At 32.8% G+C, this 25,357-nt stretch carries 20 protein-coding genes; all 20 read left to right on the top strand.

What is annotated here, in order from left to right:
* The first annotated feature begins 88 nt into the window (after positions 1-88).
* On the top strand, positions 89-1,255 hold the full coding sequence (sucC, locus tag LQ668_RS02460) for an ADP-forming succinate--CoA ligase subunit beta (RefSeq protein WP_078356136.1): 1,167 nt from the start codon (positions 89-91) through the stop codon (positions 1,253-1,255).
* Positions 1,256-1,272: 17 nt separating this feature from the next.
* On the top strand, positions 1,273-2,181 hold the full coding sequence (gene sucD, locus LQ668_RS02455; protein WP_078356137.1) for a succinate--CoA ligase subunit alpha: 909 nt from the start codon (positions 1,273-1,275) through the stop codon (positions 2,179-2,181).
* 178 nt (positions 2,182-2,359) lie between these two features.
* On the top strand, positions 2,360-3,262 hold the full coding sequence (locus tag LQ668_RS02450; RefSeq protein WP_115337535.1) for a nuclease-related domain-containing protein: 903 nt from the start codon (positions 2,360-2,362) through the stop codon (positions 3,260-3,262).
* 268 nt (positions 3,263-3,530) lie between these two features.
* Positions 3,531-4,430 carry a DNA-processing protein DprA gene (gene dprA / locus LQ668_RS02445; RefSeq protein WP_239775889.1) on the top strand — a complete coding sequence of 300 codons (900 nt, stop codon included), beginning with the start codon at positions 3,531-3,533 and terminating at the stop codon, positions 4,428-4,430.
* A 79-nt stretch (positions 4,431-4,509) separates the two neighbouring features.
* The gene (gene topA / locus LQ668_RS02440; RefSeq protein WP_078356140.1) at positions 4,510-6,582 is read left to right on the top strand and encodes a type I DNA topoisomerase; all 2,073 of its coding nucleotides are present in this window, start codon (positions 4,510-4,512) and stop codon (positions 6,580-6,582) included.
* Positions 6,583-6,766: 184 nt separating this feature from the next.
* The gene (gene trmFO, locus LQ668_RS02435) at positions 6,767-8,068 is read left to right on the top strand and encodes an FADH(2)-oxidizing methylenetetrahydrofolate--tRNA-(uracil(54)-C(5))-methyltransferase TrmFO (protein WP_078356141.1); all 1,302 of its coding nucleotides are present in this window, start codon (positions 6,767-6,769) and stop codon (positions 8,066-8,068) included.
* Positions 8,069-8,132: 64 nt separating this feature from the next.
* Positions 8,133-9,011, top strand: a complete 879-nt coding sequence (xerC, locus tag LQ668_RS02430; RefSeq protein ID WP_107509531.1) for a tyrosine recombinase XerC — start codon at positions 8,133-8,135, stop codon at positions 9,009-9,011.
* Positions 9,012-9,024: 13 nt separating this feature from the next.
* Positions 9,025-9,567 carry an ATP-dependent protease subunit HslV gene (gene hslV / locus LQ668_RS02425; protein WP_037560086.1) on the top strand — a complete coding sequence of 181 codons (543 nt, stop codon included), beginning with the start codon at positions 9,025-9,027 and terminating at the stop codon, positions 9,565-9,567.
* 36 nt (positions 9,568-9,603) lie between these two features.
* Positions 9,604-10,986: an ATP-dependent protease ATPase subunit HslU gene (gene hslU, locus LQ668_RS02420; RefSeq protein WP_481817218.1), complete on the top strand. Its 1,383-nt coding sequence runs from the start codon at positions 9,604-9,606 to the stop codon at positions 10,984-10,986.
* An 18-nt stretch (positions 10,987-11,004) separates the two neighbouring features.
* Entirely contained in the window at positions 11,005-11,778 is a 774-nt protein-coding gene (codY, locus tag LQ668_RS02415) for a GTP-sensing pleiotropic transcriptional regulator CodY (RefSeq protein WP_078356143.1), read from the top strand.
* Between the two features lie 156 nt (positions 11,779-11,934).
* Positions 11,935-12,711: a 30S ribosomal protein S2 gene (gene rpsB, locus LQ668_RS02410; protein ID WP_078356144.1), complete on the top strand. Its 777-nt coding sequence runs from the start codon at positions 11,935-11,937 to the stop codon at positions 12,709-12,711.
* A gap of 93 nt (positions 12,712-12,804) precedes the next feature.
* Entirely contained in the window at positions 12,805-13,692 is an 888-nt protein-coding gene (gene tsf / locus LQ668_RS02405; protein WP_174221880.1) for a translation elongation factor Ts, read from the top strand.
* An 84-nt stretch (positions 13,693-13,776) separates the two neighbouring features.
* Complete coding sequence (gene pyrH, locus LQ668_RS02400; protein WP_078356146.1) at positions 13,777-14,499, top strand: UMP kinase; 723 nt, start codon at positions 13,777-13,779, stop codon at positions 14,497-14,499.
* Between the two features lie 17 nt (positions 14,500-14,516).
* Positions 14,517-15,071 carry a ribosome recycling factor gene (gene frr / locus LQ668_RS02395; RefSeq protein WP_078356147.1) on the top strand — a complete coding sequence of 185 codons (555 nt, stop codon included), beginning with the start codon at positions 14,517-14,519 and terminating at the stop codon, positions 15,069-15,071.
* A 140-nt stretch (positions 15,072-15,211) separates the two neighbouring features.
* Positions 15,212-15,964 carry an isoprenyl transferase gene (locus tag LQ668_RS02390; RefSeq protein ID WP_078356148.1) on the top strand — a complete coding sequence of 251 codons (753 nt, stop codon included), beginning with the start codon at positions 15,212-15,214 and terminating at the stop codon, positions 15,962-15,964.
* Positions 15,965-15,975: 11 nt separating this feature from the next.
* Positions 15,976-16,758, top strand: a complete 783-nt coding sequence (locus LQ668_RS02385; protein WP_078356149.1) for a phosphatidate cytidylyltransferase — start codon at positions 15,976-15,978, stop codon at positions 16,756-16,758.
* A gap of 15 nt (positions 16,759-16,773) precedes the next feature.
* Positions 16,774-17,904 carry a 1-deoxy-D-xylulose-5-phosphate reductoisomerase gene (gene dxr, locus LQ668_RS02380; protein ID WP_239772690.1) on the top strand — a complete coding sequence of 377 codons (1,131 nt, stop codon included), beginning with the start codon at positions 16,774-16,776 and terminating at the stop codon, positions 17,902-17,904.
* Between the two features lie 2 nt (positions 17,905-17,906).
* Positions 17,907-19,193 carry an RIP metalloprotease RseP gene (rseP, locus tag LQ668_RS02375; RefSeq protein ID WP_078356151.1) on the top strand — a complete coding sequence of 429 codons (1,287 nt, stop codon included), beginning with the start codon at positions 17,907-17,909 and terminating at the stop codon, positions 19,191-19,193.
* 17 nt (positions 19,194-19,210) lie between these two features.
* On the top strand, positions 19,211-20,914 hold the full coding sequence (locus LQ668_RS02370) for a proline--tRNA ligase (protein WP_115337530.1): 1,704 nt from the start codon (positions 19,211-19,213) through the stop codon (positions 20,912-20,914).
* 97 nt (positions 20,915-21,011) lie between these two features.
* Positions 21,012-25,331 carry a PolC-type DNA polymerase III gene (locus LQ668_RS02365; protein WP_411818291.1) on the top strand — a complete coding sequence of 1,440 codons (4,320 nt, stop codon included), beginning with the start codon at positions 21,012-21,014 and terminating at the stop codon, positions 25,329-25,331.
* Positions 25,332-25,357 lie beyond the last annotated feature (26 nt).

The raw sequence follows: 25,357 nt of genomic DNA, 5'->3' as shown, positions 1-25,357 counted from the left end.
AAATAGACTCTCCTTGTTTACAATAACGCTTACATTTTCTATAATTGAGAAGTAAGCAAACATATTGTATGTAATAGGAGGATGGAGAATGAATATCCATGAGTATCAAGGTAAAGAGATTTTTCGCTCTATGGGCGTAGCTGTACCTAATGGTTCAGTGGCTTTTTCACCTGCTGAAGCAGTAGAAAAAGCAAAAGAATTAGATTCAAATGTTTATGTAGTTAAAGCACAAATCCATGCTGGTGGCCGTGGTAAAGCTGGCGGAGTTAAAATTGCTAAATCAATTGATGAAGTTCGTGAGTACGCTAAAGAATTATTAGGTAAAGTACTTGTTACACACCAAACAGGTCCAGAAGGCAAAGAAGTTAAACGTCTTTTAGTTGAAGAAGGATGCGATATTCAAAAAGAATATTACATTGGTTTTGTTATTGATAGAGCAACAGATAGAATTACTTTAATGGCTTCAGAAGAAGGCGGAACTGAAATTGAAGAAGTTGCAGCAGCAACTCCTGAAAAAATCTTCAAAGAAGTAATTGATCCTGTAACTGGATTAATGCCTTATCAAGCTAGAAGAATTGCATTTAATATTAACATCCCTAAAGAATCAGTGAATAAAGCTGTTAAATTAATGATGTCTTTATATAATGTGTTTGTAGAAAAAGACTGTTCAATTGTTGAAATTAACCCATTAGTTACAACTGGTGAAGGTGAAGTTTTAGCACTTGATGCAAAAGTAAACTTCGATGATAATGCTTTATTCAGACATAAAGATATCGTTGAAATGCGTGACTTAGAAGAAGAAGACGAGAAAGAAATCGAAGCTTCTAAATATGATTTATCATATATTGCTTTAGATGGAAATATTGGTTGTATGGTAAACGGAGCTGGTTTAGCTATGGCTACGATGGATACAATTAATCACTTCGGCGGTAATCCGGCTAACTTCCTTGACGTGGGGGGCGGCGCTACTAAAGAAAAAGTTACTGAAGCATTCAAAATCATTTTAGGTGATTCACAAGTAGAAGGTATATTTGTAAATATCTTCGGTGGAATTATGAAATGTGATGTTATTGCAGAAGGTATTGTAGCAGCTGTCAAAGAAGTTTCATTAGATATGCCTTTAGTTGTTAGACTAGAAGGTACTAATGTAGAACAAGGCAAACAAATCTTAAAAGAATCTGGTTTAGCAATCGAACCTGCATCAATCATGGCTGATGGTGCTCAAAAAATTGTTAAATTAGTTCAAGAACGATAAGAAAGGCGGAGAGTTACGTGAGTGTATACATCGATAAAAATACAAAAGTATTAGTTCAAGGTATTACTGGTGCAACAGCACTTTTCCATACGAAACAAATGCTAGATTATGGTACTCAAATCGTTGCTGGGGTAACACCTGGTAAAGGTGGCCAAGTAGTTGAAGGCGTACCAGTATTCAATACAATAGAAGAAGCAGTTGCAGAAACTGGCGCTACTGTATCAGTAATATATGTTCCAGCTCCATTTGCAGCAGATGCAATTGTTGAATGTGCAGACGCTGAATTAGATTTAGCGATTTGTATAACTGAACATATTCCAGTTATTGATATGATAAAAGTTAAGAGATATTTAGAAGGCAAAAAAACGCGTTTAGTAGGACCAAACTGTCCAGGTGTTATTACAGCTGACGAATGTAAAATTGGTATTATGCCAGGCTACATTCACAAAAAAGGTCATGTAGGTGTAGTATCACGTTCTGGTACTTTAACTTATGAAGCAGTACATCAATTAACTCAAGCTGGTATCGGTCAAACGACAGCAGTAGGTATTGGTGGCGACCCTGTAAACGGTACAGACTTTATTGATGTATTAAAAGCATTCAATGAAGATGACGACACATATGCTGTTGTTATGATTGGTGAAATTGGCGGTACAGCAGAAGAAGAAGCTGCTGAATGGATCAAAGCTAATATGACTAAACCTGTTGTTGGTTTCATCGGTGGTCAAACAGCACCTCCAGGAAAACGTATGGGTCATGCTGGTGCGATTATTTCAGGCGGTAAAGGTACTGCATCTGAAAAAATCAAAACACTTAATGACTGTGGCGTAGATACTGCAGATACACCATCTGTTATTGCTGAAACATTAATCAACCGTATTAAAAAAGAAGACGGTTTATATGAAAAATGTTTAACAATCAAATAATTTAGTTTATAAGAATAAGTGCAGTGTTTTTACGAGTAGTAAACACTGTGCTTATTTGGTGTTTTAATTTTGAGAGGAAAGGGACAATTAATTTGTCTCTCACCTCTTATTTTTTATGGACTAAATTAAATTCATATAATATAATATATGTAAAATATTTACAAAATAGGAGTGAAAGATGAATTTTAACTCAGATTTTTTATATTACAATGCTTTACAATCAAGATTTGAAGCTAATAATAGCAACTATGAAATAATAAATAAGATACATGGTTATGAAGGTGAACGTATTGTTGATAACCATTTAAAACTTCATGGAGATATCGTTTATAAGCATAATCTTGAATTTATAGCTACGAATCCATTCCAAATTGACTTTTTAATAGTACATAATAATCAAATTAGTATTTTAGAAGTAAAACATTATTACGGGGACTTTGAATTTTTTGATCAATATATACAAAGTGCTCATCATAATCGTTATCCCTCACCGTTTATACAACTAAAAAAAGGAAAAATAAATCTCCAACAAATTCTTCTCGAATTAGATATTAATCTTCCAATAAATGAATATTTAATATTCTCAAATTCAACATTTACAGCAAAATCTTCAATTCCAAAACGCTCACAAGTACTTTTGAAATCAGAATTTCATAAATTCCCAAAATTATTTCAATCAAAACAGATTACTAGGGACAAGTTGATTCTTAAGCAAATCATGCAAAAACAACAATTTTTTTCACATAAATTTAAACAGAGAATTAAACTTGATTTTTCACTTATAAAGAAAGGTATTAAATGTCCAAATTGCAAAAAGCTTTATACTATTTCAATTGAAAAAAATAAGAAGTATACGATATGCATACAATGCAAGAATACTTTCAAACGAAGGACGGTTTATTATTTCAACATAATGGAATTAGCAGTTATAAAAGGGGAAGAAGGGTTTACCTTACAAGAGGCAATTCAATGGTGTGAAGCAGAAAATGTATATTCAGTAAGGAGGATATGTAATGAGTATTTAGAATGTGAAGGACAAAGATATAAGAGATATTATTTAAAAAACATAGAAAGAAGTTAGAGGGAGAGTTGATAACGAGGAAGAAATAGTAAACAAGCACGTTAGAAATTCTAACGAGCAAGACTCACAAAATAAGCACGTTAGGGCACAAATTAAGGTTTTAAAAGTGAAGGATCACACAAAAAAGCTATAAAAATCAGCTCTAACGAGCAAGAAATAGTAAACAAGCACGTTAGAAATTCTAACGTGCAAGACTCATAAAACAAGCTCGTTAACACTTTCTTCTTCTAACAATTATTAAATTAACATTGTAAGGAGCATAACTATTATGAATAATTATCAACAAACGATTTTGAAACTAATTTATGCAGGTTACACGACAAATCATATTCATAAAATGCTTCGATATGATTCAACCTTAAGTTTTGTAGCTTATCGAAGAGAGTTTTCAAATTTTATTTATAAAAGTGGATTAAATTATAACAATATGTTAGAAATGTATACTAAATATGTGAGTAGCGATATTGATAAAATTCTCAAAGCAATGCATATAAGAAACATTAAATTATTATTTAGTGATGATGAAAATTATCCAAGGCTATTGAAAGAAATTTATGATTATCCTTTAGTTTTATTTGGCATCGGTGATATGTCAATATTGAATAATGAGAAGAAATTAGCTATAGTCGGTTCAAGGAAGGCTACAACTTATTCTGAACAAATATGTAATGCTATTATTACAAAGCTAATAAATACAAAAATAGCAATTGTCTCTGGTATGGCTATGGGTGCAGATTATTTTGCGCACTTAAAAACAATTGAATATGGTGGTCAAACAATAGGTGTTGCTGCTTTTGGTTTAGATTATCATTATCCAAACGCTACAAAATATATAAATGAATTAATGAGAAAATATCATCTTGTTATATCTGAGTATTACCCGACTACAAAAGTTCAAAAGTGGCGTTTTCCAGAAAGGAATCGTCTTATAAGTGGATTGTCTCAAGGTGTACTTGTTACAGAAGCTGATGAACGTAGTGGATCTTTAATAACAATCGATTTAGCTTTGGAACAAAATCGAAATGTTTATTGTTGCCCGGGGACGATTTTTCAGACGTTAAGTAAGGGTGGTAATAACAGAATTAAAGAAGGTGCAAAGCTTGTACAAAATGCTCAAGATATTATAGAAGATTATTGTACATTTAGTGAACAAAAACTAATTTTATAAAATGTTTTAATTGACAAAGCTGAATTTATCAGTTTATCATTTACACTTGTAATCAATAGAAAAGCAAGGGGGACTTACTTTGGCAGAAAATCTTGTCATTGTTGAATCGCCTGCAAAAGCAAAAACCATTGAAAAATATTTAGGAAAAAAATATAAAGTCGTTGCATCTATGGGGCATGTAAGAGATTTACCTCGTAGTCAAATGGGCGTTGATGTTGAAAATAATTATGAACCTAGATATATAACTATTCGCGGTAAAGGACCAGTCGTCAAAGATTTAAAACGTTATGCTAAAAAAGCAAAGAACGTTTATCTTGCAAGTGACCCGGACCGTGAAGGCGAAGCGATTGCGTGGCATTTAGCACATATATTAGATATAGATAAAAATGAAAAATCAAGAGTAGTATTTAATGAAATTACAAAAGATGCAGTAAAAGATAGTTTTAAGCATCCTAGAGAAATCGAGCATGAATTAGTAGATGCTCAACAAGCACGTCGAATTTTAGATAGATTAGTTGGTTATAATATTTCTCCTGTTTTATGGAAAAAAGTTAAAAAAGGTTTATCAGCTGGTCGTGTACAATCTGTAGCATTAAGACTAGTTATAGATCGTGAAAATGAAATTAATAATTTCAAGCCTGAAGAGTATTGGACAATTGAAGGTTTATTTAAACATAAAACAAAATCATTTAGTGCGAAGTTTTTACATGAAAAAAGTAAACCAGTTAAATTAAAAACTGAAAATGATGTTAAAAAAATAACAACTCAATTAGATGGAGATAAATTCGAAGTCACTCAAGTAACTAAAAAAGAAAAACTGAGATATCCAGCTAAATCATTTACCACTTCTTCTTTACAACAAGAAGCTTCTCGTAAATTGAATTTTAAAGCGAGAAAAACAATGATGCTTGCACAACAATTATACGAAGGTATCGATTTGAAACGCCAAGGTACAGTTGGTTTAATTACTTATATGAGAACAGACTCTACACGTATTGCTGACAGTGCAAAAGCAGAAGCTGCGACATTTATTGAGAATCAATATGGTAAAGAATATTTATCAAAATCAAAAGAAACAAAAGGTAAACAAGGCGCACAAGATGCCCACGAAGCTGTGAGACCAACAGGCGTTGAACGTACTCCTGATCAAATGAAAGCATTCTTATCTAGAGATCAATATCGTTTGTATAAATTGATTTGGGAACGTTTCATGGCTAGTCAAATGGCTCCAGCAATCGCAGATACTGTTGCAGCTGATATTACGCAAGGTGATTTGAAATTCAGAGCAAATGGTCAAACTATCAAATTTAAAGGTTTCATGAAAGTTTATGTTGAAACTAAAGATGATACGGATGAAGAAAAAGAAGGCAAGTTACCACCGTTAGAAAAAGGTGACCTTGTAACTGCTGAGAAAATTGATCCAAAACAGCACTTTACTCAACCACCACCTCGATACACTGAGGCACGTTTAGTTAAGACTTTAGAAGAACTTAAAATTGGTAGACCGTCGACTTATGCACCAACAATCGACACAATACAAAAGAGAAATTATGTAAAAGTCGATCAAAAAAGATTTGTTCCAACTGAACTAGGAGAAATCGTTCATGAATCTGTTAAAGAGTACTTCCCTGAAATCATAGATGTAGACTTTACTGTTAATATGGAAACACTTCTAGATAAAGTAGCTGATGGTGAAATTGAGTGGAAGAAAGTAATAGATATGTTTTATGAGAATTTCAAAATAGATGTAGCTAGAGCAGAAGAAGAAATGGAAAAAATCGAAATTAAAGATGAACCAGCTGGTGAAGATTGTGAATTATGTGGTTCTCCAATGGTTTATAAAATGGGCCGATATGGTAAGTTTATGGCATGTTCCAACTTCCCAGATTGTAGAAATACAAAAGCAATCATTAAAACAATCGGCGTGAAGTGCCCTAAATGTAAAGAGGGCGAAGTTGTAGAACGTAAATCTAAAAAAAATAGAATATTCTTCGGTTGTTCTAGATATCCTGAATGTGATTACACATCATGGGATAAACCGTTAGATCGTTCATGTCCTAAATGTGAAACTGTATTAGTTGAGCGTAAAAAAGGAAAGTCAGCTCAAGTAGTGTGTCCAAATTGTGATTATAAAGAACAAGAACAAAAATAGAAATATAAAGTGCAAAAAGTTATTTTTAAGGATAACTTTTTGCACTTGTTTTTTGTTTTAATGATTTAAAGGTAAAACGTCACTAAATTTTAAAAATTATTATTACTTTATCATTTGATTAAATTCAGATTTGTTATACAATTCAATGTGGAGCAAAAATTGGAAAATCAAGGAGGCATATAAAATGACTTCAATTAACGTTATAGGAGCTGGGTTGGCTGGTTCCGAAGCGGCTTATCAAATAGCCAAGAGGGGAATACATGTTAATTTATATGAGATGAGACCGGTTAAGCAAACACCTGCACATCATACAGATCAATTCGCTGAACTAGTATGTTCGAATTCTCTACGTGGTAATCAGTTAACAAATGCAGTAGGTGTTTTAAAAGAAGAAATGAGACAACTTGATTCACTTATTATCAAAGCTGCAGATAATGCTCGTGTTCCTGCGGGAGGGGCACTTGCAGTAGATAGACATGATTTTGCAGGATACATTACAGATACATTAAAAAATCATTCTAATATAACTGTGAAAAACGAAGAAATTACTGAGATACCAGAAGGTCCAACAATAATTGCAACTGGTCCTTTAACAACAGAAAGTTTAACGAAGCAAATTATGGATATAACTGGTGAGGAGCAATTGTATTTTTATGATGCAGCTGCACCAATTATTGATAAAGAATCAATCAATATGGATAAAGTGTATTTGAAATCACGTTATGATAAAGGTGATGCAGCTTACTTAAATTGTCCTATGACAGAAGAAGAATTTGATACATTTTATAATGCTTTAATTAAAGCAGATGTTGTTCCTTTAAAAGAATTTGAAAAAGAAATTTATTTTGAAGGATGTATGCCTTTTGAAGTGATGGCTGAAAGAGGGAAGAAAACTTTATTATTTGGTCCAATGAAGCCTGTAGGTTTAGAAGATCCGAAAACTGGTAAAAGACCATATGCAGTTGTTCAATTGAGACAAGATGACGCTGCAGGTACTTTATATAATATTGTAGGTTTCCAAACTCATTTAAAATGGGGTGCTCAAAAAGAAGTTATTTCATTAATTCCAGGATTAGAAAATGTAGATATCGTGCGTTATGGTGTTATGCACAGAAATACATTCATTAATTCACCAAACGCTTTAAAAGAAACATATCAATTAAACTCTAGAAATGATTTATTCTTTGCAGGACAGATGACAGGTGTTGAAGGGTATGTAGAAAGTGCAGCAAGTGGATTAATTGCGGGTATTAATGCGAGTAAATTAGTTTCTGATTTAGAGCCTATTAAATTCCCAAGAGAAACTATTATTGGAAGTATGGCGTATTATATAACACATGCTAATAAGAAAAATTTCCAGCCTATGAATGCGAACTTTGGATTATTACCTTCATTAGAAAAACGAATTAAAGATAAAAAAGTACGTTACGAGACATTAGCTAATCGCGCTCTTAAGCACTTAAACTCATTTAAAGTAATGCTATAGTAAATATTTTAAGATTTATTATAATTGTGATACAATTCAGATAAATTGGGAGGAATAAGTAATGATGCATACAATTGAACAGCAGTTTATTGATATGCTAACGTATGAAAAGCAATTTTCTAATCATACTTTAAATGCATATCAGCTAGATTTAAACGAGTTTAACGCATTTTTACAATCCGAACATTTATCTTTAGATTCTTTTGAGTATAAAGATGCAAGGAGATACCTTGCTTTTTTATATGATAAGGGACATAAGCGAACAAGTGTATCACGAAAAATTTCGACACTAAGATCTTTATACCAATATTGGATGAGCGTAGATGGTGAAATACAAAATCCATTTGTTCAGCTCGTACATCCTAAAAAAGAACATCATTTACCAAGTTTTTTCTATGAAGAAGAAATGGAAAAGCTATTTAAAACGTTAGATGATGGTAAGAAAACAAATATTAGAGATAGAGTAATTTTAGAGTTGCTATATGCAACAGGCATACGTGTGTCGGAGTTAGTGCATATAAAGATAAATGATATAGACTTAAATTATTCATTTGTAAAAGTTTTAGGAAAAGGAAATAAAGAACGTATTGTTCCTTTTGGTGAATATTGTCAAAGTGCTATTACGGATTATCTTGAAAGCTTCAGAAATCAATTAAATATTGATCATGACTATTTAATTGTAAATATGAGAGGTCAAGCGATTACTGAACGAGGTGTGCGCTATGCACTAAATGAAATAGTGAAGCGAACTCAAGGGGTATATCATATTCATCCTCATAAATTGAGACATACATTTGCTACACATTTATTAAATCAAGGTGCTGATATGAGAAGTGTTCAAAGTTTATTAGGACATGAAAGTTTATCGACGACTAGTCAATATACACACGTAACGAAAGATCAGTTAAGAAAAGTATATCTATCTGCACATCCACGTGCGTAAAGGAGAATTTATAATGAGTTCATCATTACATGCAACAACAATTTTTGCTATTAGACATAATGGACATTCTGCAATGGCAGGTGATGGCCAAGTTACATTAGGTGAACAAGTCATCATGAAACAAACTGCAAGAAAAGTTAGAAGACTGTATCATGATAAAGTAGTCGCTGGCTTTGCTGGTAGTGTTGCAGATGCTTTTACATTATTTGAAAAGTTCGAAGTCAAATTACAAGAATACAGTGGGAATTTGACGAGAGCTGCTGTAGAGCTTGCTCAAGAATGGCGAGGAGATAAAATGCTACGCCAACTTGAAGCGATGTTAATCGTTATGAATGAGACAGATTTATTAGTTGTAAGTGGTACAGGCGAAGTTATCGAACCAGATGATGGTATAATCGCTATTGGTTCTGGCGGTAACTATGCATTAAGTGCTGGAAGAGCGCTTAAGTCATATGCACCACATTTATCAGCTAAAGAGATAGCGGAAGCTTCATTGAATACTGCTGCAGATATTTGTGTGTTTACAAATCATGAAATAAAAGTAGAAGAAATATAAATGGAGGGTTTAAGGTTGTCACAAAATCAATTGAAAATGACACCGCACGACATTGTTGATCGATTAAATAATCATATCATTGGTCAACAAGATGCAAAACGTAAAGTTGCTATTGCACTAAGAAACCGTTATAGACGTAGTTTGTTAGACGATCAACTAAGAAGTGAAATTATACCTAAAAATATTCTTATGATTGGCCCTACTGGTGTAGGTAAGACTGAAATAGCTAGAAGAATGGCTAAGTTAGTTGGAGCACCGTTTGTAAAAGTCGAAGCTACGAAATTTACTGAAGTAGGTTACGTAGGACGCGATGTTGAAAGTATGATTCGAGATTTAGTTGAAGTAGGTCGTCGTATAGTCAAAGAGGAAAAGAAAAAAGAAGTACATGATGACGCTACTAAGAAAGCGAATGAAAAATTAATTAAATTACTTGTACCAAGTATGAAGAAAAAAGCACAAAGTAATGGTAACAACCCACTTGAATCTTTATTTGGCGGCCAATTTCCAAACTTTAACCAACAAGAAGAAGTTGAAGAAGCACCAACTGAAGAAATTAAAACGAAACGTGAAGATATAAAGAATCAATTATCTAACGGTGAATTAGAAGAAGAAATTGTTAAAATCAAAGTAGAACAAGAGCAACAATCTTTAGGCATGATGGGCATGGAAAATAATCCACAAATGCAAGATATGTTAAGTCAAATGATGCCTAAGAAAAAAATAGAACGTAAACTACCAGTTAAAACTGCAAGAAAAATTTTAACTGATGAAATTGCTAACGAATTAATTGATCAAGAATCAGTAAATGAAGAAGCCATCCAGTTAACTGAACAAATGGGCATGGTGTTTATTGATGAAATAGACAAAATAGCAGTTAGTAATAATAATGGTGGGCAAGATGTTTCAAGACAAGGCGTTCAAAGGGATATTCTTCCTATAGTAGAAGGTAGCGTAGTACAAACAAAATATGGTTCTATCAATACAGAGCATATTTTATTTATTGGGGCTGGGGCATTCCATATGTCTAAACCTAGTGATTTAATACCTGAACTACAAGGTAGATTTCCAATTCGTGTTGAATTAGACAGTTTGACTACTGAAGATTTTGTTAAAATTTTAAAAGAACCAAAACAATCATTACTTGAACAGTACAAAGCGATGTTACAAACTGAATTAGTAACAATCAACTTTACTGATGAAGCTATCAATAGATTAGCTGAAATTGCTTTTCAAGTGAACCAAGAAACAGATAATATTGGCGCAAGAAGACTGCATACAATACTTGAAAAAATGTTAGAAGATCTTTCTTTCGAAGCTTCAAATATGCCAAATGCAGTAGTAGATATTACACCAGAATACGTTAATCAAAAATTAGAATCGATTGCAACAAATAAAGATTTAAGTGCATTTATTCTATAAAAAAGGAGAAAAAATTAAATGAGTTTATTAACAAAAACAAGAGAATTAAATACATTACTACAAAAGCATAAAGGTATTGCTGTAGATTTTAAAGATATGGCAAAAACTATAAGTGATGTAACAGTTACAAATGTATTTATTGTGTCAAGAAGAGGTAAAATTCTAGGTTCAAGCTTAAATGAATTATTAAGTAACGAGCGTATTATTAAAATGTTAGAAGACAGACACATACCTAAAGAATATACTGATCAATTAATGCATGTTGAACAAACAATGTCTAACATTGATATTGAGAACGTTCTAACTGTATTTCCACCAGAAAACAAAGAACTATTCGTAGATAGCCAAACAACAATCTTCCCTATTTTAGGTGGCGGTGAACGTTTAGGAACATTAGTAGTTGGTCGTGTTTCTCAAGACTTTAATGACAATGACCTTGTTCTTGGTGAATATGCAGCAACTGTAATCGGAATGGAAATTTTAAGAGAAAAACATAACGAAATTGAACAAGAAGCAAGAGATAAAGCAGCTATTACTATGGCAATTAATTCACTTTCTTATTCAGAAAGAGAAGCAATTGAACATATCTTCGAAGAACTTGGTGCACCTGAAGGTTTATTAGTAGCTTCAAAAGTTGCTGATAGAGTTGGTATTACAAGATCTGTAATAGTAAATGCATTAAGAAAATTAGAAAGTGCTGGCGTTATTGAATCACGTTCTTTAGGGATGAAAGGTACATTCATTCGAATCAAAAAAGAACGTTTCTTAGATGAATTAGGTTTAAATAAATAAAATACTTGATGAACAGTATAAGATGTGATATATTTAACAACGGCTATAAAAACCAAATTCACACATATTCACGTAAATTATAGAGTGGTGCAACATATCATGTTGTTTCTATAAAAAGTGTATATGGCGGAATAAAACCAATTAGGAGGAATTATCATGGCAGTTATCTCAATGAAACAATTGCTTGAAGCAGGTGTTCACTTCGGTCACCAAACACGCCGTTGGAACCCAAAAATGAAAAAATATATTTTCACAGAAAGAAACGGTATCTATATTATCGACTTACAAAAAACAGTTAAAAAAGTTGACGAAGCATACAACTTTATTAAATCTGTTTCAGAAGAAGGCGGTAAAGTATTATTCGTAGGTACTAAAAAACAAGCACAAGAGTCAGTTAAAGAAGAAGCTGAACGTGCTGGACATTACTACATTAACCAAAGATGGTTAGGTGGTATCTTAACTAACTACAAAACAATTTCTAAACGAGTAAAACGTATTTCTGAAATCGAAAAAATGGAAGAAGACGGTACATTTGATGTACTACCTAAAAAAGAAGTTGTAGAACTTAAAAAAGAATACAACCGTTTAATCAAATTCTTAGGCGGTATTCGTGATATGAAATCAATGCCTCAAGCATTATTCGTAGTTGACCCTCGTAAAGAGCGTAACGCGATTGCTGAAGCACGTAAATTACACATTCCAATCGTTGGTATTGTTGATACAAACTGTGATCCAGATGAAATCGATTATGTTATCCCTGCAAACGATGATGCTATTCGTGCTGTTAAATTGTTAACTGGTAAAATGGCTGACGCTATTTTAGAAGGTCAACAAGGCGTTTCAAATGAAGATGTAGCTGAAGAGCAAAACATCGACTTAAAAGAAACAGAACAAGCACCTAAAGAAGAATCAACTGAAACTACTGAAGCATAATTTCAAAAAGGTGATAAGGTTCTATAACTTATCACCTTTTTTTAGAAAGATTTACTATAAACAACTTATTACTTATATAAATGGAGGAATTAGATTATGGCTATTTCAGCTAAACTTGTCAAAGAACTACGTGAAAAAACTGGCGCAGGTATGATGGACTGTAAAAAAGCTTTAACAGAAACTGATGGTGACATCGACAAAGCGGTAGATTACTTACGTGAAAAAGGTATTGCTAAAGCTGCTAAAAAAGCAGACCGTATTGCTGCTGAAGGTACAACTTATGTTGCTTCTAAAGGTAACGATGCTGTAATTCTTGAATTAAACGCAGAAACAGATTTCGTTGCTCGTAACGAAGGTTTCCAAAACTTAGTTAAAGAAATGGCAGATCATATTCTTGAAGTTAAACCAGCTGATGTTGAAGAATTAAATGCTTCTAAATTAGCAAATGGACAAACTGTTGACGAAAGAATGAACGAAGCAATTTCTACTATTGGTGAAAAATTAACATTACGTAGATTCACTTTAAAAACTAAAACTGACAACGATTCATTCGGTGAGTACTTACACATGGCTGGACGTATCGGTGTGTTAACTGTTGTTGAAGGTTCAACTAATGCTGATGCAGCTAAAGACGTTGCTATGCACATTGCTGCATTAAATCCTAAATTTGTTTCTCGTGACCAAGTTTCAGAAGAAGAATTAGCTCACGAAAAAGAAATTCTTAAACAACAAGCTTTAAATGAAGGTAAACCTGAAAATATCGTTGAAAAAATGGTTGAAGGTAGAATGCGTAAATATTTAGAAGAAATCTGTGCTGTAGACCAAGCATTCGTTAAAAATCCAGACCAAACTGTTGCTGAATTCTTAAAAACAGAAGGTGGCGTGCTTGTAGATTTCGTTCGTTACGAAGTTGGGGAAGGTATCGAGAAACGTTCTGATAACTTTGCTGATGAAGTAAAAGGACAAATGAAAGGCAACTAAGTTTGCTTTTTAGAAAGAAGACACGTCTTGTGTCTTCTTTCGTTATATATAAAGACCTAATTATAAGCATAGAGAGGGATCAAGATGACTAAGAATTCTAAATATAATCGCGTCGTTCTAAAACTAAGCGGAGAAGCTTTAGCCGGTGATTCAGGCTTTGGTATCAACCCAGTAGTGATAAAAAGTATAGCACAACAAGTGTCGGAAGTTGCTCAAATGGACTGTGAAGTTGCAGTTATCGTTGGTGGCGGAAACATTTGGAGAGGTAAAACAGGAAGCGATTTAGGTATGGATCGTGGTACTGCAGATTATATGGGCATGTTAGCCACAGTAATGAATGCTTTAGCATTACAAGATAGTTTAGAACAATTAGAATGTGATACTCGTGTATTAACTTCAATTGAAATGAAACAAGTTGCAGAACCATATATTAGAAGACGCGCAATTCGTCACTTAGAGAAAAATAGAGTGGTTATATTTGCAGCAGGAATTGGTAATCCATATTTCTCTACAGATACAACTGCAGCTTTAAGAGCAGCTGAAGTAGAAGCTGATGTTATCTTAATGGGTAAAAATAACGTAGATGGCGTTTATTCTGCTGACCCGAAAGTAGATCCTAATGCAGAAAAATATGAAAGATTAACATATATTCAAATGTTACAAGAAGGATTACAAGTAATGGATTCAACAGCTTCATCGTTCTGTATGGACAATGATATCCCACTTGTTGTATTCTCAATTATGGAAGAAGGAAATATTAAACGTGCTGTTCAAGGTGAAGAAATCGGTACGATTATTACAAAATAAACATGAGGTGTAATTCCATGGCAGATGTTATTCAAGAAACAAAGTCAAAAATGACAAAAACAATTGAAAGTTTTAGTAGAGATTTAGCTTCAATAAGAACTGGTCATGCAAATGCGAATCTTTTAGAAAGAGTTAATGTTGAGTATTATGGTGTACCAACACCAATTCAACAATTAGCTGGTATTTCTGTACCAGAAGCTCGTTTACTTGTCGTGCAACCTTACGATAAATCTTCAGTTGAAGATGTTCTTAAAGCGATTAATGCAGCAAATCTTGGTGTTAATCCAACAAGTGATGGTACAATCATTAGAATTTCAGTACCAGCATTAACAGAAGAACGTAGAAAAGAATTAGTGAAAGAAGCTAAAAAAGAAGCAGAAAGTGCTAAAGTAGCAATTCGTAACGTTCGTCGTGACTCAAATGAAGATTTGAAGAAACAAGAAAAGAATGGCGATATTACTGAAGATGACTTAAGAAGTCAAACAGATGAAGTTCAAGATATTACGAACGATTTCATCAAACAGATAGATGATTTAACTGCACAAAAAGAAAATGACATTTTGGAAGTTTAAAGATAAGAACTGTACCAAATCAGACTTTGGTACGGTTTTTTTCTTTATGTACACAGAACCGTTCTTTTTGTGATAAAATGTATTACGATATGTTTAATTAATTATACATATAAATTCGCGTTTGTTTGATGGAGGACGCTATGATAAAAAAGTTTATAAAGCAAAAACAACAAATAAATAATCAAGACATTGAATTAACAGTCCCTGAACATATAGCAATAATTATGGATGGTAACGGTAGATGGGCTAAGAATAGAAAAATGCCTCGAGTTAAAGGGCACTATGAGGGTATGCAAACAGTTAAAAAAATCACACGTAAAGCAAATGATTTAGGTGTGAAATATTTGACTCTATACGCTTTTTCTACGGAAAATTGGTCAAGACCAAAAGATGAAGTGAAATATTTAATGAAACTTCCTGTTGATTTCCTTAAAACGTTCTTGCCTGAACTCATCGAGAAAAATGTTAAAGTTACGACAATTGGTTTTACAGAGGCTTTGCCGAAGCATACTAAAAATGCTATTGAAGAAGCTATCGAAAAAACTAAAGATAATACAGGATTAAATCTTGTATTTGCATTGAATTATGGTGGTAGAGCTGAAATTCTAAATGCAGTTAAAGAACTTTATCATGAAGTCGAACAGGGTCATTTATCTATTGATGAAGTATGTGAAGATAATTTGAAAAAACATTTATTTACTTCTGATATACCAGATCCTGAATTGCTTATACGTACTTCAGGAGAAGAAAGATTGAGTAATTTCTTAATTTGGCAATCATCATATAGTGAATTTATCTTTACTAAAACATTGTGGCCAGATTTTGATGAACAATCTTTAATAGACTGTTTGAAAATTTATCAGTCGAGACAACGTAGATTTGGTGGGCTGTAAAGGAGATAAAAATGAAGACGAGAACAATATCTGCAATCGTTGCAATGGCTGTATTTCTTCCAATCGTAATATATGGGGGATTACCTGTCATCGCATTAGCGTATCTACTTGCGATTATTGCATTAAAAGAAATTTTAAATATGAATAATTTATCGATTGTTTCTATACCAGGTTTTTTGTCTGTTATTTCACTATGCATTATTTTATTACCTCAAGAACTGATTAATAACGATATACGTATACAGTTACAATTATTAATCATTATGAGTTTCTTAATGTTGAGTTATACAGTCATGTCTAAAAATAGATTTAACTTCATGGATGCATCTTTTTGCGTTATGTCAGTTACATATATTGGTATAGGTTTTATGTATTTTTATGAAACGAGAGAACATGGCTTACAATTTATCTTATTTGCATTACTATTAGTGTGGTTAACTGATACTGGTGCATATATATTTGGTAGATTATTTGGTAAGCATAAATTATGGCCATTAATTAGTCCTAATAAGACGATAGAAGGTTTTATTGGTGGTATTTTCTCGAGCTTAATAGTAGCGGTTATTTTTGGACAATCATTTAATATGGATGTATCATTATGGTTATTAATTCCATTAACAATGCTATTAAGTATGTTTGGTCAATTAGGTGACCTTGTAGAATCAGGATTAAAAAGACATTTTGGTGTTAAAGATTCAGGGAATATAATGCCAGGACACGGTGGTATACTAGACAGGTTTGATAGTTTTATCTTTGTGTTACCATTGTTAAATCTTTTCTTATTTCAATTGTAAATTGGGGTGAAATCTATGAAGAATATTGCTATTTTAGGAGCAAGTGGGTCAGTGGGACAACAAGCATTAGATGTTATAAGAGAACACAACTCACAGTTTAATTTAGTGGCATTATCAGTAGGGAAAAATATTGCATATGCTCAAAATATAATAGAAGAATTTCATCCAGAGCTCGTATCTGTACAACATGAAGAAGACATGGATAAACTTAAACATCTAGATGTAGATCTCGTACATGGCGAAGAGGGATTATTAGCTGTTGCGACATATTCTAACGCTGATTTGCTATTGAATTCTATATTAGGAAGTATTGGATTACGACCTACTATGGCTGCAATTGATGCAGGTAAAGATATTGCTTTAGCTAATAAAGAAACATTAGTAGTCGCTGGTGAGCTTGTAATGGAAAAAGCTAAAGAAAAAAATGTAAAGATATTGCCCGTAGATTCTGAGCACTCAGCAATTTTTCAATGTTTAAATGGTGAACACCAAAAAGATATAAACAAGTTAATTATCACTGCTAGTGGAGGTTCATTTAGAGACTTAAAACGAGCAGATTTGAAAAATGTAACACTTGAAGATGCTTTAAATCATCCTAATTGGTCAATGGGTCAAAAAATTACGATTGATTCTGCAACTATGATGAATAAAGGATTAGAAGTGATTGAAGCTAAATGGTTATTTGATTTGAATATTGATCAAATTGAAACAGTTTTACATAAAGAGAGTATTATTCATTCTATGGTTGAATTTAACGACACAAGTGTAATTGCACAGTTAGGTACTCCAGATATGAGAACACCAATACAGTATGCATTTACATACCCAAAACGAGCATTTAGAGATGCTGAAAGACTCAATTTAGCTCAAATAGGACAATTGAACTTTAAGGAAATGGATTTTAATCGATTTAAATGTATACACTTTGCTTATGAAGCTATTAAAATTGGGGGCACGATGCCTGTTGTATTAAATGCTGTAAATGAAGTGGCGGTTCACAAATTTTTGAATAATGAAATATCATTTTTAAAAATTGAAGATATGATTGAGGAAGCAATGAAAGAACATGAAGTTATAGAGCATCCAGATTTAGAAACAATTCTAGAAATTGATGCAGCTTATAAATCTAAGGATTACGGGGTGTAAGCGTGATTTATACAATTTTAGCATTTATCTTTGTCTTTGGTCTTTTAGTTACTGTACATGAGTATGGACACATGTTTTTTGCAAAAAGAGCTGGTATTATGTGTCCGGAATTTGCTATAGGTATGGGGCCGAAAATTTACTCATATAAGAAAAATGAAACACTTTATACAATTAGATTACTGCCAGTTGGTGGATATGTCAGAATGGCAGGCGATGGTTTAGAACAAAATCCTTTAACACCTGGTATGCATATTGCAATTAAATTGAATGACCATAATGAAATAACACATGTAATTATGGATGATCAACATAAATTTCAACAAATTGAGCATTTAGAAATTAAAGATAGTGATTTTGAAGATGAAATCTACATCGAAGGCATTACTGCCAGTGATGATGAAAGACACCATTTCAAATTAGCGAGAGAGGCTTATTTTGTTCAAGGTGGAGACTTAATTCAAATCGCACCAAAGGATAGACAATTAATGTCTAAAAAGCCTTATCAAAGATTTCTTACTTTATTTGCAGGGCCACTGTTTAACTTTATTCTTGCACTTGTAATATTCGTAGGACTAGCTTATTGGAATGGCGTACCAACAAATGATCCAGTATTTGGAGATTTACAAGATGGTGCTCCAGCACAAACAGCAGGTATTAAAAAAGGCGATGAAATTAAATCAGTTGATGGTAAAAAAATAAATGAATTCACTGATATACAGCCTATTTTTAAAGAGAAGAAAACAGAACCCGTCGAAATAAAAGTGGATCGAGATGGAAAAGAAAAGACTTTCAAAGTTGCGGCTAAGAAAGATACACAAGAAGTAAGTAAAGGTAAATATGAAACAAGATACATTATTGGTGTAGCACAACCGACAGAACATACAGTATTTGGACCATTATTAGCTGGAATTGAAAAGACTATCGTAGCTGGTCAAGTAATCTTCCAAGCTGTACTAAGTTTAATTGGCAGTATCTTTACGGGTGGTTTCTCGTTTGATATGTTAAATGGTCCAGTTGGTATATATAGTAATGTTGATACAGTGGTGAAACAAGGTTTTGAAACATTAATGGGCTTCACTGCATTGTTAAGTGTGAATTTAGGTATTATGAATTTATTACCAATTCCAGCTTTAGATGGTGGTAGACTATTATTTGTAATTTATGAAATGATATTTAGAAGACCAATTAATAAGAAAGCAGAAATGGTTATGCTTTCAATTGGTGCTGTATTTTTAATATTTGTAATGATTATGGTTACATGGAATGATATTCAACGTTACTTCATGTAATTTATAGGAGGAAACTTATGAAACAGTCTAAAATATTTATACCAACATTAAGAGAAGTTCCTGCAGAAGCGGAATCTATTAGTCATAAACTTTTATTAAAGTCAGGTATGATTAAACAAAATGCTCGTGGTATTTATAGTTATTTACCAACAGCTAAGCGTGTACTTAATAAAATTGAACAAATCGTTCGTGAAGAAATGGAAGTCATTGATGGTGTTGAAGTATTAATGCCTGTATTACAACAAGCAGAATTATGGAAAGAATCAGGTAGATGGGATGCTTATGGTCCTGAACTAATGAGACTACAAGATCGTAACAAACGTGATTTTAGTCTTGGTCCTACTCATGAAGAAGTTGTGACTTCACTTGTACGAGATGAATTAAAATCATACAAACGATTACCAATAACATTATTCCAAATACAAACTAAATTTAGAGATGAGCAGCGTCCAAGATTCGGACTATTACGTGGCCGTGAATTTATTATGAAAGATGCGTATTCTTTCCATGCTGATGAATCTTCTTTAGATGAGACTTATCATGATATGTATAACGCTTATCATAAAATTTTCACAAGAGTTGGTTTGAACTTTAGACCTGTATTAGCAGACTCAGGTGCTATTGGTGGAGACCATACACATGAATTTATGGCGCTAGCAGAAATTGGTGAAGATACAATAGTTTATAGTGAAACGAGTGATTTTGCTGCAAATATAGAAAAAGCAGAAGTGGCTTATACTCCAAATCATGAACATACTTCTTTGAAAGATTTAGAAAAGATTGAAACGCCAAATGTTACAACAGCTCAAGCTTTAGCTGATTTCTTAAATGTAACAGTTGATAAAATTATTAAATCTATGATCATAAAAGTTGAAGATGAATATGTCATGATACTTATTAGAGGACATCATGAAGTAAATGATGTTAAATTAAAATCTTATTTCAAAACTGAAAATATCGAGATGGCTAATGATAATGAGATTGAAAATATTTTAAATGCAAAGCCTGGTAGTTTAGGACCTGTAAATGTAGATCAAATTAAGATATATGCTGATAATTTTGTTCAAGATATCAATAATTTAGCAGTTGGAGCAAATGATAATGGCTTCCATTATTTAAATGCTAATGTGGACAGAGATTTTAAAATTGAAGCATATGGCGATTTTAGATTTATTTTAGAAGGTGAAGCATTACCTGACAATTTAGGAAAAGCTAAATTTGCTGAAGGTATTGAAGTTGGACAAGTATTTAAACTTGGAACGAAATATTCTGAAAGTATGAATGCTACATTCTTAGATGAACAAGGAAAAGCGAAACCTTTAATTATGGGTTGCTATGGTGTTGGTATTTCAAGAACATTAGCAGCTGTTATAGAGCAACATCATGATGATAAAGGGATTATTTGGCCAAAAGCAATCTCGCCTTATGAAGTGCATTTAATTGCAATTAATCCTAAAAAAGATGATCAAAAAGAACTTGCAGAACAACTTTATAGTCAATTGAAAAATCAATATGACGTGTTATATGATGATCGTAAAGAAAGTGCTGGGGTTAAATTTAACGATGCAGATTTAATTGGCTTGCCAGTACGTGTTATGGTCGGTAAAAAAGCAGCTGAAGGAATCGTTGAGGTAAAATGTCGCGATAATTCAGAAAGTCAAGAAGTGCATATTGATGAATTAAATGATGTATTATCATCATTTTACAATGCAGTGAAATAGACTGATAAAAACAATTAATTCTGATATAATATAAGATATTTAAAGAGGCTATTTTTAGATTAGCCTCTTTTTCATTTTGATGAAGGTGGTCGTATAAGTGTCAATGACAGGGAAAGAGAAATTCCAAACGCTTCTCACACAGATGAACATTACAGATGAACTTGATAATAGTATTGTTGAACAAGGTGAATTAACAAGAATTGATGTATCTCAAGCTAAAAGATTGTGGCATTTCTACATCAAATTACCGCAATACTTATCAAGCGAAATGTATCTTGTTTTTACGAATCAACTAAAATCTGCATTTCAAAGTATTGCAGAAGTTGATTGGACAATTGAAGTGGCTAATAAAGAACAATTAGATGAGCATATTCTAAAATATATGCCACATTGTATCGATGGTACGGATTTAAGTGATAAAGTTAAACATCAATTAAAACAAAAACCAATTATTTTTGCTGAAGAAGTAGTGAAAGTTCAAGTTAATAATGATATTGAGCGCGACTATTTTGATAAAAGGGTTAACGGTTCATTAGTTAAAGCATTGCAAAAATGTGGTTTTCAAATAAATCGTGTCATTTTTGAAACAATGGATAATGAAGAACAAATGAAGAGAGAGCTAGAGTCATTCGAAGCTCATATACAACAAGAAGATGAAGAAGCAGCTCGAATTGCATCTGAGAAAATGGAAAAAATGAAAAAAGAAAAAGCTGAATCTGGTGATAATGAAAATGCAGTGTCACGTTGTCAAATTGGTAAAGATATTCCAGTTGATTCAATCCGTAAAATTGAAGAAATTATAGAAGAAGAATACAAAGTAGCACTAGAAGGTGTTATTTTTGATATTGAAATGAAAGAATTAAAAAGTGGTAGACATATTGTTACACTTAAAATTACTGACTATACGGATTCACTGATTCTTAAAATGTTCACTAGAAAAGGTAAAGATGATTTAGAACATTTTAAAGCTTTAAAAGTTGGGACTTGGGTTAGAGCACAAGGAAGAATTGAACAAGACCAATTTATTCGTGATTTAGTAATGATGATGACTGATATTCACGAAATTAAGAAATCACCGAAACTAGATAAAGCCCCAGATAAAAGGGTAGAATTTCATCTGCATACATCAATGAGTCAAATGGATGGTATTAGTCATATTGGAAAGTATGTTGAACAAGCTGCAAAGTGGGGACATAAAGCTATTGCGATAACTGATCATAACGGTGTACAAGGGTATCCTGATGCTCATGCTGCTGCTATGAAAAATGATATTAAAATGATTTATGGAATGGAAGGTATGTTAGTGGATGATGGTGTTCCAATTGCATATAAACCACAGGATATACCTCTTAAAACAGCTACATATATCGTATTTGACGTGGAGACAACAGGACTATCAAGTCAATATGACCAAATCATAGAATTAGCAGCTGTAAAAGTAAGGAATGGAGAAGTCATTGATACTTTCGAACGCTTTTCTGATCCGGGTGTACGTTTATCAGAAATAATTAAAAACTTAACAGGTATCACGGATGAAATGTTACAAGGACAGCCGGATATTAAAACAGTATTAAGTGAATTTCATGAGTGGGTTGGAGATGCAATATATATTGCACATAACGCTTCATTCGATATGGGCTTTATAGACACGGGCTTTGAAAGAATAGGTATTGGTGCTACTACAAATGCTGTAATCGATACATTAGAATTATCTCGTACAGTTAATACTGAATATGGTAAGCATGGCTTGAATTTCTTAGCGAAAAAATATGGAGTAGAACTTACTCAACACCATAGAGCGATATATGATGCTGAAACTACAGCTCATATATTCATTAAAATGCTGAAACAATTAGAAGAATTAGGTGTACATAATCACAATCAAATTAATGAACATTTATCTAACGATGAAGCTTATAAACGAGCAAGACCGTCTCATGTTACATTGATTGTTCAAAATCAAGTAGGATTAAAAAATCTATTTAAAATTGTAAGTGCATCATTAGTTGATTACTACTATCGTACGCCGCGTATACCACGTTCATTGTTAAATAAGCACCGTGAAGGTATTCTAGTTGGAAGCGCATGTGATGAAGGTGAAGTATTTACAACTGTCATGCAGAAAGACCAAGATGAAGTTGAAAAAGTTGCCAAATATTATGATTATATAGAAGTTCAACCTAAGAGTTTATATCAAGATTTAATTGATAGAGAACTTATTAAAGACAATGAAACAATGGAAGAAATTTATTCTCGTATATTGAGCGTTGGTGAAAAACTGGATATCCCAGTTATCGCAACAGGAAATGCACATTATTTAAATGAGCATGATGCTGTAGCTAGAAAAATACTGATTGCAGCTCAACCTGGTAATCCACTTAATAGACAAACGTTACCAAAAGCACACTTTAGAACGACAGATGAAATGTTAGATGAATTCCACTTTTTAGGTGAAGAAAAAGCATATGAAATCGTAGTAAAAAATACAAACGAACTTGCTGACCGACTAGAAACAGTCGTTCCAATTAGGGATGAATTATATACGCCTAACATGGAAGGTGCAAACGAAGAAATTCGTGAAATGAGTTATGTTAATGCTAAAAATTTATACGGTGAAGAACTGCCTCAAATTGTTATTGATAGACTAGAAAAAGAACTTGAAAGTATTATTGGTAATGGATTTGCAGTTATTTATTTAATTTCACAAAGATTGGTTAAGAAATCTCTTAATGATGGATATTTAGTAGGATCACGTGGTTCTGTCGGTTCTAGTTTTGTTGCTACAATGACCGAAATTACAGAGGTTAATCCATTGCCACCTCACTACATCTGTCCATCTTGTAAAGAAAGTCACTTCTTTAATGATGGTTCTGTCGGTTCTGGATTTGACTTGCCTGATAAACAATGTGAAAAATGTCATGTAGATATGATAAAAGAAGGACAAGATATTCCTTTCGAAACATTCTTAGGCTTTAAAGGTGATAAAGTACCAGATATTGACTTGAACTTTAGTGGTGAGTATCAACCTATTGCACATAATTATACGAAAGAACTTTTCGGTGAAGATAAAGTATTTAGAGCAGGAACAATTGGTACTGTAGCTGAAAAAACAGCATTCGGTTATGTGAAAGGATATTTGAATGATCAAGGTATTCATAAGCGTGCAGCTGAAGTTGATAGATTGGTGAAAGGCTGTACCGGTGTTAAACGAACAACCGGACAACATCCAGGTGGTATTATTGTTGTACCTGATTACATGGATATATACGACTTTACACCGATACAATTTCCAGCAGATGATCAGAAATCTGCATGGAAAACGACTCACTTTGATTTCCATTCAATTCACGATAATATTCTGAAGCTTGATATTTTAGGACATGATGATCCTACTATGATCAGAATGCTTCAAGATTTATCAGGAATTGATCCAAAGACTATTCCAGTAGATGATAAAGAAACTATGAAAATATTTAGTACACCAGAATCATTAGGTGTTACAGAAGAAGATATTTTATGTAAGACTGGAACATTCGGTGTACCAGAATTTGGTACTGGTTTCGTAAGACAAATGCTTGAAGATACTAAACCAACGACGTTTTCAGAACTCGTTCAAATATCAGGATTATCACATGGTACGGACGTATGGTTAGGAAACGCGCAAGAATTAATCAAAACTGGTACGTGTGACTTATCAAGTGTTATTGGTTGTCGTGATGATATTATGGTTTATTTAATGTATAACGGTTTAGAACCTTCACTTGCCTTTAAAATCATGGAAGCGGTACGTAAAGGTAAAGGTTTAACTGATGAATTTGAAGAAGCAATGAAAGAAAATGAAGTGCCGGATTGGTATTTAGATTCATGTAAGAAAATTAAATACATGTTCCCTAAAGCACATGCTGCAGCATACGTATTAATGGCATTAAGAATTGCTTACTTCAAAGTTCACTATCCATTGTATTATTACGCAAGTTACTTTACAGTACGTGCAACAGACTTTGATTTAAAAGTCATGACTAAAGATAAAGAATCTATTAAATCTGCAATTAAAGAGTATTACAGTAGATTCCATGAATTAGCTAAAAAAGAAAAAGATGTATTAACAGTATTAGAAATTGCGAATGAAATGGCTCATCGTGGATTTAAATTATTACCGGTAAGTTTAGAAAAAAGTGATGCATTTGAATTCAAAATTGAAGGTGACACTTTAATCCCTCCATTTATCGCAGTTCCAGGACTGGGTGAGAATGTAGCTAAACGTATCGTTGAAACGAGACAAGAAGGGCCATTTTTAGCTAAAGAAGATCTTAATAAAAAGGCTGGAGTTTCGCAAAAAATCATAGATTATTTGGATGAACTTGGTTCACTTCCAAATATGCCAGATAAAGCTCAGCTTTCTATTTTTGATTTGTAACGTATATCCTTGAGCATAGCGCCATT

The organism is Mammaliicoccus sp. K-M42, assembly GCF_022386375.1.
GTDB lineage: Bacteria > Bacillota > Bacilli > Staphylococcales > Staphylococcaceae > Mammaliicoccus > Mammaliicoccus fleurettii.
Note: the sequence above shows the minus strand (reverse complement) of the source record. Positions and strands in the feature narration are given on the sequence as shown.